General features: G+C 74.1%; 13 protein-coding genes. 10 read left to right on the plus strand and 3 right to left on the minus strand.

From position 1 onward, the window contains the following. Positions 1-39 precede the first annotated feature (39 nt). Complete coding sequence (gene serC / locus MRBLMG1_RS31245; RefSeq protein ID WP_367827525.1) at positions 40-1,158, minus strand: phosphoserine transaminase; 1,119 nt, start codon at positions 1,156-1,158, stop codon at positions 40-42. A 51-nt stretch (positions 1,159-1,209) separates the two neighbouring features. Between serC and MRBLMG1_RS31250 the strand changes: the two genes are divergently transcribed. Beyond that, entirely contained in the window at positions 1,210-4,092 is a 2,883-nt protein-coding gene (locus MRBLMG1_RS31250) for an FAD-binding and (Fe-S)-binding domain-containing protein (protein ID WP_367827526.1), read from the plus strand. A gap of 103 nt (positions 4,093-4,195) precedes the next feature. Here MRBLMG1_RS31250 and MRBLMG1_RS31255 read toward each other — a convergent pair whose 3' ends face one another. Next, positions 4,196-5,053, minus strand: a complete 858-nt coding sequence (locus MRBLMG1_RS31255) for a LysR family transcriptional regulator (protein ID WP_367827527.1) — start codon at positions 5,051-5,053, stop codon at positions 4,196-4,198. A gap of 257 nt (positions 5,054-5,310) precedes the next feature. On the opposite strand from MRBLMG1_RS31255, the gene MRBLMG1_RS31260 reads away from it, so the two are divergent. From MRBLMG1_RS31260 to MRBLMG1_RS31270, 3 genes are all read left to right on the plus strand, one after another. After that, the gene (locus tag MRBLMG1_RS31260) at positions 5,311-6,285 is read left to right on the plus strand and encodes an EamA family transporter (RefSeq protein WP_367827753.1); all 975 of its coding nucleotides are present in this window, start codon (positions 5,311-5,313) and stop codon (positions 6,283-6,285) included. Positions 6,286-6,423: 138 nt separating this feature from the next. Beyond that, positions 6,424-6,801: a VOC family protein gene (locus MRBLMG1_RS31265; protein ID WP_367827528.1), complete on the plus strand. Its 378-nt coding sequence runs from the start codon at positions 6,424-6,426 to the stop codon at positions 6,799-6,801. A gap of 138 nt (positions 6,802-6,939) precedes the next feature. Then, complete coding sequence (locus MRBLMG1_RS31270; RefSeq protein ID WP_367827529.1) at positions 6,940-7,488, plus strand: GNAT family N-acetyltransferase; 549 nt, start codon at positions 6,940-6,942, stop codon at positions 7,486-7,488. A gap of 170 nt (positions 7,489-7,658) precedes the next feature. Here MRBLMG1_RS31270 and MRBLMG1_RS31275 read toward each other — a convergent pair whose 3' ends face one another. Further along, positions 7,659-8,252 carry a VOC family protein gene (locus tag MRBLMG1_RS31275; RefSeq protein ID WP_367827530.1) on the minus strand — a complete coding sequence of 198 codons (594 nt, stop codon included), beginning with the start codon at positions 8,250-8,252 and terminating at the stop codon, positions 7,659-7,661. 163 nt (positions 8,253-8,415) lie between these two features. On the opposite strand from MRBLMG1_RS31275, the gene MRBLMG1_RS31280 reads away from it, so the two are divergent. The 6 genes from MRBLMG1_RS31280 to MRBLMG1_RS31305 all read left to right on the plus strand — a co-directional run bounded on the left by MRBLMG1_RS31280 (position 8,416) and on the right by MRBLMG1_RS31305 (position 16,040). Beyond that, positions 8,416-8,601 carry a DUF1272 domain-containing protein gene (locus MRBLMG1_RS31280; RefSeq protein ID WP_367827531.1) on the plus strand — a complete coding sequence of 62 codons (186 nt, stop codon included), beginning with the start codon at positions 8,416-8,418 and terminating at the stop codon, positions 8,599-8,601. Positions 8,602-8,764: 163 nt separating this feature from the next. Further along, entirely contained in the window at positions 8,765-9,553 is a 789-nt protein-coding gene (locus MRBLMG1_RS31285) for a TIGR03084 family metal-binding protein (RefSeq protein ID WP_367827532.1), read from the plus strand. A 2-nt stretch (positions 9,554-9,555) separates the two neighbouring features. Further along, positions 9,556-11,391 (plus strand): acyclic terpene utilization AtuA family protein, encoded by a 1,836-nt coding sequence (locus MRBLMG1_RS31290; protein WP_367827533.1) that lies wholly within the window; start codon positions 9,556-9,558, stop codon positions 11,389-11,391. Further along, complete coding sequence (locus tag MRBLMG1_RS31295; protein ID WP_367827534.1) at positions 11,388-12,986, plus strand: acyl-CoA carboxylase subunit beta; 1,599 nt, start codon at positions 11,388-11,390, stop codon at positions 12,984-12,986. The genes MRBLMG1_RS31290 and MRBLMG1_RS31295 overlap by 4 nt, the downstream gene beginning before the upstream one ends. A 40-nt stretch (positions 12,987-13,026) precedes the next feature. Next, entirely contained in the window at positions 13,027-14,910 is a 1,884-nt protein-coding gene (locus MRBLMG1_RS31300) for a biotin carboxylase N-terminal domain-containing protein (RefSeq protein ID WP_367827535.1), read from the plus strand. Continuing rightward, positions 14,907-16,040, plus strand: a complete 1,134-nt coding sequence (locus MRBLMG1_RS31305; protein ID WP_367827536.1) for an acyl-CoA dehydrogenase family protein — start codon at positions 14,907-14,909, stop codon at positions 16,038-16,040. Before MRBLMG1_RS31300 ends, MRBLMG1_RS31305 begins: the two co-directional genes overlap by 4 nt. Positions 16,041-16,121: the final 81 nt, after the last annotated feature.

A 16,121-nucleotide genomic window follows, 5' to 3' on the forward strand; every position in this document is an offset into this window, starting at 1 on the left:
ACGATGTCCGACGCCGGGCCCTCCCCGCGGAACCGGGTGTTACAGCTTCTCGATCACGTAGTCGATGCAGGCCGTGAGCGCCCGCACGTCCGCCGGGTCGATCGCCGGGAACATCGCGACGCGCAGCTGGTTGCGGCCCAGCTTGCGGTACGGCTCGGTGTCCACGATGCCGTTGGCGCGCAGCACCTTGGCGACGGCGGCGGCGTCGATCTCGTCCGCGAAGTCGATCGTGCCGATGACCTGCGAGCGCTTCGCCGCGTCCGCGACGAACGGCGACGCGTACTTGGACTCCTCGGCCCAGCCGTACAGCGCGTCCGAGGACTCCTTCGTCCGGGCCACGGCCCAGTCGAGACCGCCCTGGCCGTTGATCCACTTCAGCTGCTCGTTGAGCAGGAAGAGGGTGGAGAGCGCCGGGGTGTTGTACGTCTGGTTCTTCAGCGAGTTGTCGATCGCCGTCGGCAGCGAGAAGAACTCCGGGACGTGACGGCCGGACCCGTGGATCCGCTGCGCCCGCTCCAGGGCGGCCGGGGAGAACGCCGCGAGCCACAGGCCGCCCTCGGCGGCGAAGGACTTCTGCGGGGCGAAGTAGTAGACGTCCGTCTCGGTGATGTCGACCGGCAGGCCGCCCGCACCGGAGGTCGCGTCGACCAGGACGAGCGCACCCTCGTCGGCGCCGGCGACCCGCTTGATCGGGGCGGCGACACCGGTGGACGTCTCGTTGTGGGTGTACGCGTAGACGTCGACGCCCGCCTCGGCCACCGGCTCCGGGTGCGTACCCGGGTCGGAGGACACCACGGTCGGGTCGCCGAGCCACGGCGCCAGCTTGGCGGCCTTCGCGAACTTCGAGGAGAACTCGCCGAAGGTGAGGTGCTGCGACTTGTTCTCGATCAGACCGTGGGTCGCGACGTCCCAGAAGGCGGTGGAGCCGCCGTTGCCCAGGATCACCTCGTAACCCTCGGGGAGCGAGAAGAGGTCACTGATGCCGGTACGTACCTCGCCGACCAGGTTCTTGACCGGAGCCTGGCGGTGGGACGTGCCGAGGAGAGAGGTGCCGGTGGCGGCCAGGGCGTCCAGCGCCTCCGTACGCACCTTGGAGGGGCCCGCGCCGAAACGGCCGTCGGCGGGCTTGATGTCAGCGGGAATCTGGATATCAGCCACGAGGCGGAGAGTATCGGGTCCCGTAGGGGCCGGTCGCCCGATGTCCGCCGGATGAGACGAGGACTGAGACATCCTGGCCTTGTGGGAACACACCAGGAACACGCGTCCGACCTCGCCGCCGCCCTCCGCGCCGCCGTCGCCGGAGACGTCGACTTCTCCGCCACCGCCAGGGCCCTGACCACCATGGACGCCTCCAACTACCGCCGCGTTCCGGCCGGTACGGTCGCCCCGCGCGACGCCGCCGACATCGCGGCCGCCCTGGAGGTGTGCCGCACCCACGGCGTCACCCCGGTCGTCGCCCGCGGCGCCGGGACCTCGATCGGAGGCCAGGCGACCGGCACCGGCGTGGTGCTCGACCTCACACGGCACATGGGCGGGATCGTCTCCCTCGACCCGGAGGACCGCACCGCCGTCGTCCGCCCGGGGCTCGTCCTCGACCGGCTGCGGGACGCGGCCCGCCCCCACGGCCTCACCTTCGGCCCCGACCCCTCCACCCACAGCCGCTGCACCCTCGGCGGCATGATCGGCAACAACGCGTGCGGGGCGCACTCCGTCGCCTGGGGGACCACCGCGGACAACGTGCGCTCCCTCGACGTGGTGACCTACCGAGGCGCGGAGTTGACGCTCGGCCCCGGCGGACAGGGCGCCCCGGCCGGCCTCCTCGACCTCGTCGACCGCCACCTCGCCCTGCTCAGGACCGGCTACCCGACCGGCCTCCCCCGCCGCATCTCCGGCTACGCCCTCGACGCCCTGCTCCCCGAGCGCGGCGTCGACGTCACCCGCTCCTTCTGCGGCAGCGAAGGCACCCTCGGCGTGATCACCCAGGCCACCGTCGCCCTCGTCCCCCTCCCGACGGACCCCGTCCTCGTCGTCCTCGGCTACGCCGACGAGACCGCCGCGGCCGACGCCGCCGCGGGACTGCTCCCGTACGGGCCGCTGACCGTCGAAGGCATGGCGGCCGACCTGGTCCAAGGCGCGACGGGACTGCCCCGGGGCGCGGCCTGGCTCTTCTGCGAGGTCGACGGGGAAGGGCCCGCCCGCACCCTCGTCCGCGCCGCCGACCCGATCGACGCCGTCGTCGTACGCGACCCGGCCGGGCAGCGGGCCCTGTGGCGGATCCGCGAGGACGCGGCCGGCACGGCCACCCGGATGCCGGGCGGCGCCACCCGGACGGGCCCCGGGGGCGAGGCCTCCCGCACGGGCCCGCGGGGCGGGGGCGAGGCCTGGCCCGGCTGGGAGGACTGCGCGGTGCCACCCGCCCGGCTCGGCGCGTACCTCCGCGAATTCCGCGCCCTCCTGACCGAATTCGGCCTCCGGGGAATCCCGTACGGGCACTTCGGCGACGGCTGCGTCCACGTCCGCATCGACTTCGACCTCTGGACCGACCGCGGCGTACGCGAGTTCCGCCGCTTCTCCGAAGCCGTCGCCGACCTCGTCGTCGCCCACGGCGGCTCCCTCTCCGGCGAACACGGCGACGGCCAGGCCCGTGCCGAACTCCTCCCGAAGATGTACGGCGACGAGCTCGTCGGCCTCTTCGGCGCGGTGAAGGACGTCTGGGACCCGGACGGCGGCCTCAACCCGGGCATGCTGGTCCGCCCCGCCCCCCTGGACTCCGGCCTCCGCTTCGCGGGCCTGCCGCTCGTCGGCCTCGGCCGGGACGCCGCCCGCTGCGTGGGCGTCGCCAAATGCCGCGTCGACGGACCGAGTTCCGGCCCCGCCGTGATGTGCCCCTCCTACCGGGCCACGGGCGACGAGAAGCACTCCACCCGTGGCCGCGCCCGACTCCTCCACGAGATGGCCCTCGGCGAGATCATCACCGACGGCTGGCGCTCCCAGGAGGTCCGCGAGGCCCTCGACCTCTGCCTCTCCTGCAAGGGCTGCCGCAGCGACTGCCCGGTCGGCGTCGACATGGCCGCCTACAAGGCCGAATTCCTCCACCACCACTACGCGGGCCCCACCGGCGCCTGGCGCCGGCCCCGCTCCCACTGGACGATGGGCCGCCTCCCGCACTGGCTCGACCTCTTCGGACGCGGCCTGAACACGGCGATGCGGCTGCCCTTCGCGGCACGGCTCGCGGGAGTGACCCCCGAGCGGACCATGCCGAGAGTCGCGGAGCAGTCCTTCGTCTCCTGGTTCGCCGACCGCGCCTCCGACCGTCCCCCCGCCCTGACCCTGTGGCCCGACACCTTCACCGACCACCTCGCCCCGGAGGTCGGCCGTGCCGCCGTCCGCGTCCTCGAGGACGCCGGCCTCGGCGTCGAACTCCCCCCGGGCCGCGTCTGCTGCGGCCTCACCTACGTCTCGACGGGACAGCTGGGCGCGGCCAGGAAGGTGATGCGGAGGGCACTCGACGTGACGGGGGAGCCGAGCCGCCCGGTCGTCGTCCTCGAACCCTCCTGCGCCGCCACCCTCCGCACCGACCTCCCCGAACTCCTCCCCGACGACCCGCGGGCGGCCCGCCTCGCCGCCTCGGTCGTCACTTTCGCCGAGGCCCTGGAGACCCTCGCCCCCGACTGGACGCCGCCCCGCCTCGACCGCCCTGTCACCGGCCAGACCCACTGCCACCAGCACGCCGTCCTCGGCGACGCCCCCGACCGCCGCCTCCGCGCCCGCGCCGGCCTCACCGGCGACCTCGTCGGCGGCTGCTGCGGCCTCGCCGGCAACTTCGGCTTCGAACCCGGCCACTACGACGTCTCCGTCGCCTGCGCCGAGGACCGACTGCTCCCCGCCCTGGCGTCCGCGCCCCACGAGACCGCCGTCCTCGCCGACGGCTTCTCCTGCCGCACCCAGATCGCCGACCTCACCGGGCACCGCGGCCGCCACCTGGCCGAGCTGCTGGCGGAGGCCCTGGACGAGGCCCCGGCCCACGGCTGGCCGGACGACCCTCCGGCCGGCGGACGGCCGTCACCCGGGCTGCCGGCCCCGCCGCAATAGAAGGACGCCGCCGCGCCCACCCGGCCGGCCCCGTCCGTCGCTCCCTCCGACGACACGAACCGCCCCGGCTCCCGGCGCGGGCGCGGCGAGGGGCGGGGCGGGCTCACGTTCCGCCGACGATGTCCCGTGCCATGGCGACCAGGGCGCGCGTCGCCGGGTGGGGGAAGGCGTCGCGCCAGGCGAGGACGACGGGGAGGGCGGGGGCGTCGGGGAGCGGGCGGTAGGTGACGCCCGGGTGGGGGTGGAGGGCGGCGGTGGAGGCGGAGGAGACGCCGATGCCGCGGGCGGCGGCGATGGCGGTGAGCCAGTCGTCGGTGTTGGCGACGGTGAGGGTGGCGGCGGGGCGGGCGGCGGGCGGCCAGAGGGCGAGCGTGGTCGTGCCGGAGACGGTGTTGAGGACGACGGTCTCGCCGGTGAGGTCGGCGAGGACGAGCCGGGGCCGGTCGGCGAGTGGGTGGTCGGCCGGGAGGGCCGCGACACGGTGCTCGGTGGTGAGCTCCTCCGTGACCAGGCCCGGCGCGTCCACCGGGCCGCGCAACAGGGCCGCGTCGACCTCGCCCCGCGCCAGGCCCGCGGTGCGGTCGTCGACGCGGAGGAGTTCGAGGGGCGTCTCGGGGTGCTCGCGCTGCCAGCGCCGGAGCAGGGGAGTGGTGTACGGCCCGAACGCCGACCAGGCGTGCCCGAGCCGCAGCGGCCGGTGGCGGAGTCGCGCCGGGTCGACGGCGTCCTCGAAGGCCGCGAGTGCCGCGGCGGCGCGGTCCAGGAAGGCGCGGCCCTCGGTGGTCAGGGCGAGGTGGTGGGTCGACCGGTCGACGAGGCGCGCGCCCAGGTGCTGTTCGAGCGCGGCGAGCGTACGCGACACGGCGGGCTGCGTCAGGTGGAGCCGGGCCGCCGCCCTGGTCAGACTGGATTCCTCGGCGATGGCGAGGAAGCAGCGGAGGTGGCGCAGCTCGATGCTCATGCGCCGGGAGCATAACCGCAGGGCAATCGGCATTTCCGGTGCCGCGCGGAGGCTCGTAGCGTGGGTGGTGACGGGGGAGGGGGAATCAGGGAGACGGCCGGCGTGGAGTGCATTATTCTGAACTAGGGGTTCAGTTTCATGGACTGCATGATCAGTGGGTCGTGTGGAGTCGTCGTACGGAGGAGTAGTCGGTGGACAGTCCGGTCAAGGATGTGGTCGCCCCGGCCGCCGCTGCCGTCGTGGGCCCCGCCCCCGTCGTGAACGTCGCGGAGGCAGGGCCTCCCGGCGTCGGCGAAGGCGTCAGCGCCGGTGCCGATGCCGGTGTCGGTCCCGGTGTCGCCGGGCGGGGGACCGCGGGGCGCCGCCTCGGGCCCGTCGCGCTCGTCGTCGCGGGTGGGCTCTCCGTACAGTTCGGGTCCGCCGTCGCCGTCCTGCTCATGCCCCGCGCCGGGGCCCTCGGGGTCGTCACCCTGCGGCTCGTCCTCGCGGCGGCCGTGCTGCTGATCGTCTGCCGGCCCAAGGTCCGCGGCTACGGCCGCGCCGACTGGGGCACGGTCCTCGTCTTCGGTGCCGCCATGGCGGCGATGAACATCCTCTTCTACCAGGCCGCCGACCGGATACCGCTGGGCGCCGCGGTGACCCTGGAGGTCCTCGGCCCGCTGATCCTCTCGGTGGTCGCCTCCCGCCGGCTGACGAACCTCCTCTGGGCGGGGCTCGCGCTCGGCGGCGTCGTCCTGCTCAGCGGCGGCGGCTTCGACCGCCTTGATCCGGCGGGAGCCGCCTTCGCGCTCGCCGCGGGCGCCATGTGGGCGGCGTACATCGTCTTCAGCGCCCGCACCGGCCGCCGCTTCCCGCAGGCCGACGGGCTCGCGCTCGCCATGGCCTTCGGCGCGGTCCTCAGCCTGCCGTTCGGCATCGTGGAGGCCGGCGACAAGCTCCTCGTACCGTCGACGATCGGCCTCGGCCTCGCCGTCGCGCTCATGTCCTCCGTCCTCCCCTACACCCTCGAACTCCTCGCCCTCCGCCGCCTCCCCGCCCCCACCTTCGCCGTCCTCATGAGCCTCGAACCGGCCATCGCCGCCACCGCCGGCTTCCTCCTCCTCAGCCAAGCCCTCTCCCTCCTCGACGCCCTCGCCATCGCCCTCGTCATCGCCGCCAGCATCGGCGCGGTCCGCACCCAGGCCCGCGCGGCCCGACGCGACGCCCAGGACGCGACACCGGCCGAACGCTGACCGACCGGGCCGGGTCGACCGACCGGGTCGGGTCGGCCGGGTCGGCTGGGCCGGCTGGGCCGACCCGATCGTCCAGGCCGACGTGACGGTCCCGGCCGACCCGCCGGCTTCGGCTCCGCTCACCCCTACACTCCGCGCGTGATCGCCGAACTGCAGTGCCTCGTCATCGACTGCCCCGCTCCCCGCGAACTCGCCGCGTTCTACCGCGCCGTGCTCGGCGGCGAGGTCGACCGCCCGGACCGGCGCTGGTCGCTCGACGAGGCCTGGTCGACCCTGCACACCCCCGGCGGACTCGTCCTCTGCTTCCAGGGCGTCGCCGACCACCGCCCCCCGGTATGGCCCGACCCCGACCGCCCCCAGCAGTTCCACCTCGACTTCGGCGTCGCCGACCTGGACGTCGCCCACGGGCAGGTCCTCGCCCATGGTGCGACCCTCCTCGACGAGGGCGACGGAAAGCGGAGTTGGAGGGTCTACGCGGACCCGTCCGGGCATCCGTTCTGCCTGGTGCGGCACTGAGGGGGAAGCGATCTACGATGCCCCCGCGCCGGCCTGTGGGGGCTCGTAGGCTGACCCGACCGGCCGCCGGGCAGGACGAATTGCGTCCGCGGGGCGGATCACCGGTCGATTTTTCGGGCGTGCGATAGGTTGCCGGGCATGACTGAACTCGGTTCCGTTGTATGGCCGCCCGCCCCGATAGAGACCGAACGGCTCGTGCTGCGTGAGTCGGAGGCGCGGGACAGAGCGCGGTTCGTCGAGTTGTTCGCGTCGCCGGAGGTCGGGACGTACGTCGGGGGAGCCCAGCCGCGGGATCAGCTGGAGAGCGCCATGCCGGAGGTGCCGGGACGTCGGCCGGGGCTCTTCGTGGTGGAGCGGGACGGGACGATGATCGGGATGATCACGCTCGACCGGCGGGACGCGGAGCGTCGGCCGCGAGCGGTGCCGGAGGGCGGAGAGGCCGAGCTCGGCTACCTGTTCCTGCCGGAGGCGTGGGGGAACGGATACGCCGGCGAGGCCTGCCTGGCGGCCCTCGGATGGTTCACCGGGGCGCACCCCGGGGAGCCCGTGGTCCTCACGACCCAGAGCGCGAACGAGCGGGCGATGCGGCTCGCGGAGAAGCTGGGGTTCGTCGAGGTGGAGCGGTTCGAGGAGTTCGGGGCCGAGCAGTGGTTCGGCGCGCGGTCCTCGGAGACGTCGGCCGGCTGAGCCGGGACGCGCGCCCGTAGAGCCCGGGGGCCCGGCGGATCGCGATCCGCCGGGCCCCTGCTTGCTCCGCGTCAGCGCGCGAGGTGGAAGCCGGTACCTCCGCGTCGGTGCGCGCGGCGGAAGCCGGTGCCTCCGCGTCGGAGCGTGAGGTGGACGCCGGTGCCTGCGCGTCAGTGCGCGATGTGGAACTCGTTGCCTGCGGCGTCGAGGAACTCGCCGGGGCGGTGGTCGGGGCGGGTCACTTCGAGTCGGAGCCGGTTCCGGGCCTTCTTCGCCGTCGCGGGCGGGCCCATGACCATGGAGACCGTGCTGGTGGGGGTGCGGCGGAGCCTGACGCCCCAGTCGTGGGACTCGATGGCGTGCCAGGCGGTGTGGGACTGCCAGAAGTCCGACTGGGCGTGGCGGTCCTCGTCGGTGGTGTCGAGGCAGAGGGCGACGAGGCCGGAGTCGGCGAGGACGCCGGGGTGTCCGGGGCGGAGGACGCAGAACTCGTTGCCCTCGGGGTCGGCGAGGACGTCCCAGGGGACGTCGCCCTGGCCGATGTCGACCCGGGTGGCGCCCAGGGACAGCAGGCGGTCGACCTCGGTCTCCCAGGCGGGGCCTCCGGCGAGGTCGAGGTGGAGGGGGTTCTTGGCCGCGGGCTTCGGTTCCGTGGCCGGGGTGAAGCGGAGGCGGAGGCCGTCCGTGCGGCCTTGTGTGGCGTCCTGCCAGAAGCGTTCCAAGCGCGTGACGTCGAGTGCGTCGATCACGATGCCGGTGAGCATGTCGTTCCCCCAAGTCGTCCGATCCGTCGCCCGTGCATTGTCGCCTTCCGCGGCGTCCCGGGGGCCGGATCCTGTTGATCTTTGGCTCCCGGCCTGTTTCGGGGGGTGGGGGCGGGCGCTGACGATGGGGTTCGAGAGCGTTCTGAGAAGGAGGAGTCGCGTCATGGCCTTGGAGATGCGGGACCGGTGTGAGCGGTGCGAGACGGCGGTGCTGACCGCGGAGGGGCCCGCCCGGATCTGTTCGTACGAGTGCAGTTTCTGCGTGCCGTGCGCGGAGGAGATGGGCGGGGTCTGTCCCAACTGCGGCGGCGAGTTGGTGGCCCGGCCGACGCGGAGGGGCGTGGCGTAGGGGGAGGGGCAGGTCGTCTGTCCGCTGCTCCCCCATGCGGCAGACCTGCGAGGCGTGATCCGGCGCCCGAAAAATCTAAAGCAAGCACGCTTGATTGTTTCTGGTGCCGCTGCCATGCTCCTCGCGAAGGCCCGTGACCGCCCGTCCCCGAGGGGAGCGCACCGTGTCCGACTCCGTCGTCGTCCTTGACGACCTGCGCGCCGAGAGTGAAGAACTCGACGCACTGGTCGGCGAGTTGAGCGATGAGCAGTGGGGGGCGGAGACTCCCGCGCCCGGCTGGACGATCGCCCACCAGATCGCGCACCTCGCGTGGACCGACAGGGCCGCTCTGCTCGCCGCCACCGACGCGGAGGCGTTCGCCGCCGAGACGGAGAAGGCGCTGGCGGCGCCGGACCGGTTCGTCGACGAGGGGGCGGAGGAGGGGGCGAAGCTTCCGCCCGCCGAGCTGCTCGCCCGCTGGCGCGAGGGCCGGGAGCTCCTCCAGGCGGGGCTGCGGGAGGTCGCGCCCGGCGCCCGATTCCCTTGGTACGGGCCGCCGATGAGCGCGCCGGCGATGGCGACCGCCCGGCTGATGGAGACGTGGGCGCACGGCCAGGACGTCGCCGAGGCGCTCGGGGTCGTCCGCGCGCCCACGGCCCGGCTCCGGCACGTGGCCTGGATCGGCGTACGGGCCCGTGACTACGCCTATCTGGTACGGGGCATCCCGGCGCCCGCCGAGCCGTTCCGGGTCGAACTCGTCGCGCCCGACGGCGAGTCGTGGACGTACGGGCCTGAGGGGGCGGCGCAGCGGATCACCGGGCCGGCTCTCGACTTCTGCCTCCTCGTCACCCAGCGCGTCCACCGCGCCGACACGGCCCTGGTCGCGGACGGGCCCGACGCGGAGCGGTGGCTCGGCATCGCGCAGGCCTTCGCGGGCCCGGCGGGCGGCGGCCGCGCACCCCGGGAGGCGTAGCGGTGCTGCGCATCGGCAATGCCTCCGGCTTCTACGGCGACCGCTTCGACGCGGTACGCGAGATGCTCACCGGCGGTGGACTCGACGTCCTCACCGGCGACTACCTCGCCGAGCTGACCATGCTCATCCTCGGCCGCGACCAGCTGAAGGACCCGTCGGCCGGGTACGCGAGGACCTTCCTCCGGCAGATGGAGGAGGGCCTCGGTCTCGCCCACGAGCGGGGCGTCAGGATCGTCGCCAACGCGGGCGGCCTGAACCCGGCCGGACTCGCCGACGCGCTGCGCGCGCTCGCCGGGAAGCTCGGCCTGCCGGTCCGCGTGGCCCACGTCGAGGGCGACCGGCTGACCCCTTCGGACGGCGTCCTGACGTCGAACGCCTACCTCGGCGGCGCCGGGATCGCCGCCTGCCTCGCGGCCGGGGCGGACGTCGTCGTCACCGGCCGGGTCACCGACGCCGCCCTCGTCACGGGCCCGGCGCAGTGGCGGTTCGGCTGGGGCCCGGAGCAGTACGACGAGCTGGCGGGGGCGGTCGTCGCCGGGCACGTCCTGGAGTGCGGCACCCAGACCACCGGCGGCAACTACGCGTTCTTCGCCGACCACGACCCGAAGGTGTTCCGCCGCCCCGGCTTCCCCCTCGCCGAGCTCCACGCCGACGGCACGTGCGTCATCACCAAGCACCCCGGCACCGGCGGCCTCGTCGACGTCGGCACGGTCACGGCCCAGCTCCTCTACGAGACCGCGGGCGCCCGCTACGCCGGCCCCGACGTGACGGCCCGCCTCGACACCGTGCGCCTCACCCAGGAGGGCCCCGACCGGGTCAGGATCGACGGCGTGCGGGGAGAGGCGCCGCCCCCGACGCTCAAGGCGGGCCGCAGCAGGCTCGGCGGCTTCCGCAACGAGGTCGTGTTCGTCCTCACCGGCCTCGACGTCGACGCCAAGGCGCGGCTCGTGCGCGACCAGGTCGAGGACGCGCTGACCGCGACCCGGCCGGCGGAGGTCCACTGGGAGCTGGCCCGCACCGACCACCCCGACGCCGCCACCGAGGAGACCGCGAGCGCCCTGCTCCGCCTCGTCGTCCGCGATCCCGCCCCGGAGCCCGTCGGCCGCGCCCTCACCGGTGCCGCCATCGAGCTGGCCCTCGCGAGCTACCCCGGCTTCCACGTCACCGCCCCGCCCGGCAAGGGCGCGCCCTACGGCGTCTTCGAGGCCGTGTACGTGCCGGCCGCCGAGGTCCCGCACACGGCGGTCCTCCCGGACGGGACCCGCCGGGACGTCCCCGTACCCCCGGAGACCCGCGACCTGGCACCCGTACCCGACCCGGAGCTTCCGCCTCCGTACCCCGAGGGGCCGACCCTGACGGCGCCGCTCGGCCGGATCGCCGGGGCCCGCAGCGGCGACAAGGGCGCCGACGCCAACGTCGGCGTGTGGGTCCGCACGGACGAGGAGTGGCGCTGGCTCGCCCACACCCTCACCGTCGGGAGGTTCCGCGAACTCCTGCCGGAGACCGCCGGTCTGGAAGTCGTCCGGCACGTCCTGCCGAACCTGCGGGCGCTCAACTTCACCGTCGCCGGCATCCTCGGCGAGGGCGTCGCCTCCCAGGCCCGCTTCGACCCCCAGGCCAAGGCCCTCGGCGAGTGGCTCCGCTCCCGCCGCCTCGCCATCCCGGCCGCCCTCCTGCCCGCCGCACCGGGCGAATCCCCCGACACCCCGGCCGCCGTCCCGCCCGCCGCACCGGGCGAATCCCCCGACACCCCGGCCGCCGTCCCGCCCGCCGCACCGGGCGCACCCCCCGACACCCCGGCCGCCCTCCCGCCCGACGTTCCGGAGGAACTCCAGTGACCGTCCTCGCCTCCGCCCTCGACACCGGCGGGCCCGACTTCGCGGACGCCCGCGCCGCCATGCTCGACAAGCTCGCCGCGCTCGACGCCGAGCACGCCAAGGCCCTCGCGGGCGGCGGTGAGAAGTACACGGCCCGGCACCACGGGCGCGGCAAGATGCTGGCCCGGGAGCGGATCGAGCTGCTCGTGGACCCGGACTCGCCGTTCCTGGAGCTGTCGCCGCTCGCGGCCTGGGGCAGCGACTACACGGTGGGCGCCTCGCTGATCACGGGCATCGGGGTCGTGGAGGGCGTCGAGTGCCTGATCACCGCCAACGACCCGACCGTGCGGGGCGGTGCCTCCAATCCGTGGACGCTGAAGAAGTCGCTGCGGGCCAACGAGATCGCGTTCGCCAACCGGCTGCCCGTCGTGTCGCTCGTCGAGTCCGGCGGCGCCGACCTCCCCTCGCAGAAGGAGATCTTCATTCCGGGCGGGGCACTGTTCCGCGACCTCACCCGGCTGTCGGCCGCCGGCATCCCGACGATCGCGGTCGTGTTCGGCAACTCGACGGCGGGCGGCGCGTACGTCCCCGGCATGTCCGACCACGCGGTGATGATCAAGGAGCGGTCGAAGGTGTTCCTCGGCGGCCCGCCGCTGGTGAAGATGGCGACGGGGGAGGAGAGCGACGACGAGTCGCTCGGCGGCGCCGTGATGCACGCGAGGACGTCCGGCCTCGCCGACCACTACGCCGTCGACGAGGCCGACGCGATCCGGCAGGCGCGCCGGATCGTCGCCCGCCTCCACCACCGCAAGCACCACGGGGATCCGGGTCCGGCGGAGCCCCCGAAGCACGACGCGGAGGAGCTCCTCGGCATCGTGCCCGGGGACCTCAAGACGCCGTTCGACCCGCGCGAGGTGATCGCCCGGATCGTCGACGGCTCCGACTTCGACGAGTTCAAGCCGCTGTACGGGCCGAGTCTCGTGACGGGCTGGGCGGCCCTGCACGGCTACCCGGTCGGGGTCGTCGCGAACGCGCAGGGCGTCCTCTTCTCCGCCGAGTCGCAGAAGGCGGCCCAGTTCATCCAGCTCGCCAACCAGCGGGACATCCCGCTGCTCTTCCTCCACAACACGACCGGCTACATGGTCGGCAAGGAGTACGAGCAGGGCGGCATCATCAAGCACGGCGCGATGATGATCAACGCGGTGTCGAACTCGAAGGTCCCGCACCTCTCCGTCCTCATGGGCGCGTCCTACGGCGCCGGGCACTACGGCATGTGCGGCCGGGCGTACGACCCGCGCTTCCTGTTCGCCTGGCCGAGCGCGAAGTCCGCCGTGATGGGCCCGCAGCAGCTCGCCGGCGTCCTGTCGATCGTGGCGCGGGCGTCCGCCGCCGCGAAGGGGCAGCCGTACGACGACGAGGCGGACGCGGGACTGCGCGCCCTCGTCGAGGCGCAGATCGAGTCCGAGTCCCTGCCGATGTTCCTCTCCGGCCGGCTCTACGACGACGGCGTCATCGACCCCCGCGACACCCGCACGGTCCTCGGTCTGTGCCTCTCCGCGATCCACACGGCACCGGTCGAGGGCGCGCGCGGCGGCTTCGGCGTCTTCCGAATGTGAGGCCCACCTTGATCACCTCCCTCCACATGCGAGGCACACCTTGATCACCTCCCTCCTCGTCGCGAACCGGGGCGAGATCGCCTGCCGCGTCTTCCGCACCTGCCGTGAGCTGGGCATCTCCACCGTCGCCGTGTACTCCGACGCGGACGCCGACGCCCTGCACGTCCGGGCGGCCGACACGGCCGTACGGCTGCCGGGAGCCGCGCCCGCGGAGACGTACCTGCGCGGCGACCTCGTCGTGAAGGCGGCGCTCGCGGCGGGCGCGGACGCCGTCCACCCGGGCTACGGCTTCCTCTCCGAGAACGCCGACTTCGCGCGGGCCGTGACGGACGCCGGCCTGCTCTGGATCGGACCGCCGCCGGCGGCGATCGAGGCGATGGCGTCCAAGACCAGGGCGAAGGAACTCCTCGGCATCGCACCCCTCGCGGACGTCACCGAGGCCGACCTGCCGGTTCTCGTGAAGGCGGCGGCGGGCGGCGGCGGCCGCGGCATGCGGATCGTCCGCGAACTCGCCGCACTTCCCGAGGAGTTGAAGGCGGCGTCCGCCGAGGCCGCGAGCGCCTTCGGCGACGGCGAGGTCTTCGTCGAGCCGTACGTGGAGAACGGCCGGCACGTCGAGGTGCAGCTGCTGTGCGACACCCACGGCACCGCCTGGGCGCTCGGCACCCGCGACTGCTCGCTCCAGCGCCGCCATCAGAAGGTGATCGAGGAGGCCCCGGCGCCCGGCCTGCCCGCGGCCCTGGAGGCGTCCCTCCTGGACACGGCCGTCCGCGCGGCGAAGGCCGTCGGCTACGTCGGCGCCGGCACGGTCGAGTTCCTCGTCGCGGACGGCCGGGCGCACTTCCTGGAGATGAACACCCGCCTCCAGGTCGAGCACCCCGTCACGGAGGAGGTGTACGGGGTCGACCTCGTCGCCCTCCAGCTCGCCGTCGCGGAGGGCCGGGCCCTGCCGCCCGAACCCCCCGCCCCCCAGGGGCACGCCATCGAGGCCCGCCTCTACGCCGAGGACCCGGCGCGGGAGTGGGCACCGCAGACGGGCGTCCTGCACCGCTTCGACGTCCCGGGCGAGGGGCGCGTCCGCGTCGACACCGGGTACGCCTCCGGGGACGCCGTCGGCGTCCACTACGACCCGATGCTCGCCAAGGTGATCGTCCACGCCCCGACCCGCGCCGAGGCCGCCCGCAAGCTCGCCCACACGCTGGAGCGGGCCCGCGTCCACGGCCCCGTCACCAACCGGGCCCTCCTCGTCGCCTCGCTCCGCCACCCCGACTACACGTCCCCGGAAGCCCTCGACACCGGCTTCTACGAGCGGAACCTGCCCGCCCTGACCGCCGCCCCGGACGGCGAGCAGTACGCGGCGGTCGCCGCCGCCCTCGCCGCAGCGGCCGCCCACAGGGGCCGCTTCGGCGGAGGCTGGCGCAACCTCCGCTCGCAGGACGAGACCCGGACCTACGGGGACCACGAGGTCCACTACCGGCCGACCAGGGACGGCGGCCACCAGGTCACCGCCCCGGAGGGCGTACGGGTCGTGTCGGCGTCGCCCGATCGCGTACGGCTCGAAGTCGCCGGAGTCGTTCGGGACTTCACGGTCGACGCGTACGGCGACGGCACCGTGTACTCCGGCCCGCACCGCCTCACCTCCCGCCCCCGCTTCACCGACCCCAGCGAGCAGACCGCCCCCGGCTCCCTGCTCGCCCCCATGCCCGGCACCGTCGTCCGGGTCGCGGACGGCCTGGCCGTCGGCGACCGGGTCACCGCCGGCCGGCCCCTGCTCTGGCTGGAGGCCATGAAGATGGAGCACCGCGTCACCGCTCCCGCCTCCGGCACGCTCACCGCGCTCCACGCCGCCCCCGGCCGCCAGGTCGAGGTCGGCGCCCTGCTCGCCGTCGTACAGACCGAAGCAACGGAGGAAGACCCCGTATGAGCACCGACATCGAGCCGCAGGAACACACGGAACTCCGCGCCGCCGTCTCCGCCCTCGGTCGCCGCCACGGCCCCGGATCCGACCGTGCCGCCCTGTGGGCGGAGGCCGGGAAGCTCGGCTACCTGGGCGTGAACCTGCCCGAGGAGTACGGCGGCGGGGGCGGCGGCATCGCCGAGCTGTCCCTCGTCCTGGAGGAGGCGGGCGCCGCCGGGGCCCCGCTCCTGATGATGGTCGTGTCGCCCGCCATCTGCGGCACCGTGATCGCCCGCTTCGGCACGGCGGAGCAGAAGCGGGCCTGGCTGCCCGGTCTCGCCGACGGCTCGCGGACGATGGCGTTCGGCATCACCGAGCCCGACGCCGGCTCCAACTCGCACCGCATCACGACCACCGCCACCCGCACCGAGGACGGCTGGGTCCTGAACGGCCGCAAGGTCTTCGTCTCGGGCGTCGACATCGCCGACGCGACCCTCATCGTCGGCCGCACCTCCGACGCCCGCACCGGCAACCTCAAGCCCTGCCTGTTCATCGTCCCGCGGGACGCGCCCGGCTTCGGCCGCCGTCACATCGAGATGGAACTCGCCGCCGACGAGAAGCAGTTCGAGCTGACCCTCGACGACGTCCACCTTCCGGTGGACGCGCTCGTCGGCGACGAGGACGCCGGCCTCCTCCAGCTCTTCGCCGGCCTCAACCCCGAGCGGATCATGACGGCCGCGTTCGCGATCGGCATGGGCCGCCACGCCCTGGAGAAGGCCGTGGCCTACGCGAAGGAGCGCCAGGTCTGGAAGGCGCCCATCGGCTCCCACCAGGCCATCGCCCACCCCCTCGCACAGGCGCACATCGAGCTCGAACTCGCCCGCCTGATGATGCAGAAGGCGGCGAAGCTGTACGACACCGGCGACGACGCCGGCGCCGGCGAGGCCGCCAACATGGCCAAGTACGCCGCCGCCGAAGCCTGCGTGAAGGCCGTCGACACCGCCGTCCACACCCTCGGCGGCAACGGCCTCACCCGCGAGTTCGGCCTCGCCCGCCTGGTCACGGCCGCCCGGGTGGCCCGGATCGCCCCGGTCAGCCGGGAGATGATCCTGAACTACGTGTCCCACCAGACCCTGGGCCTGCCCAAGTCGTACTGAGCCCTGAGCCCTGAGCCCTGAGCGCTGAGCGCTGAGCTCTGAGTTTTGAGCTCTGAGTCCTGAGCTCTGAGCTCTGAGCCC

The sequence above is a fragment of the Streptomyces sp. LMG1-1-1.1 genome (assembly GCF_040815545.1).
Classification (GTDB): Bacteria; Actinomycetota; Actinomycetes; order Streptomycetales; family Streptomycetaceae; genus Streptomyces.

Coding starts and splice junctions, on each gene's coding strand:
- MRBLMG1_RS31255 (WP_367827527.1), bottom strand. CDS start 5,053: ATGAGCATCGAGCTGCGCCACCTCCGCTGCTTCCTCGCCATCGCCGAG.
- MRBLMG1_RS31275 (WP_367827530.1), bottom strand. CDS start 8,252: ATGCTCACCGGCATCGTGATCGACGCACTCGACGTCACGCGCTTGGAA.
- MRBLMG1_RS31250 (WP_367827526.1), top strand. CDS start 1,210: ATGAGACGAGGACTGAGACATCCTGGCCTTGTGGGAACACACCAGGAA.
- MRBLMG1_RS31305 (WP_367827536.1), top strand. CDS start 14,907: ATGAGCACCGACATCGAGCCGCAGGAACACACGGAACTCCGCGCCGCC.
- MRBLMG1_RS31280 (WP_367827531.1), top strand. CDS start 8,416: ATGGCCTTGGAGATGCGGGACCGGTGTGAGCGGTGCGAGACGGCGGTG.
- MRBLMG1_RS31270 (WP_367827529.1), top strand. CDS start 6,940: ATGACTGAACTCGGTTCCGTTGTATGGCCGCCCGCCCCGATAGAGACC.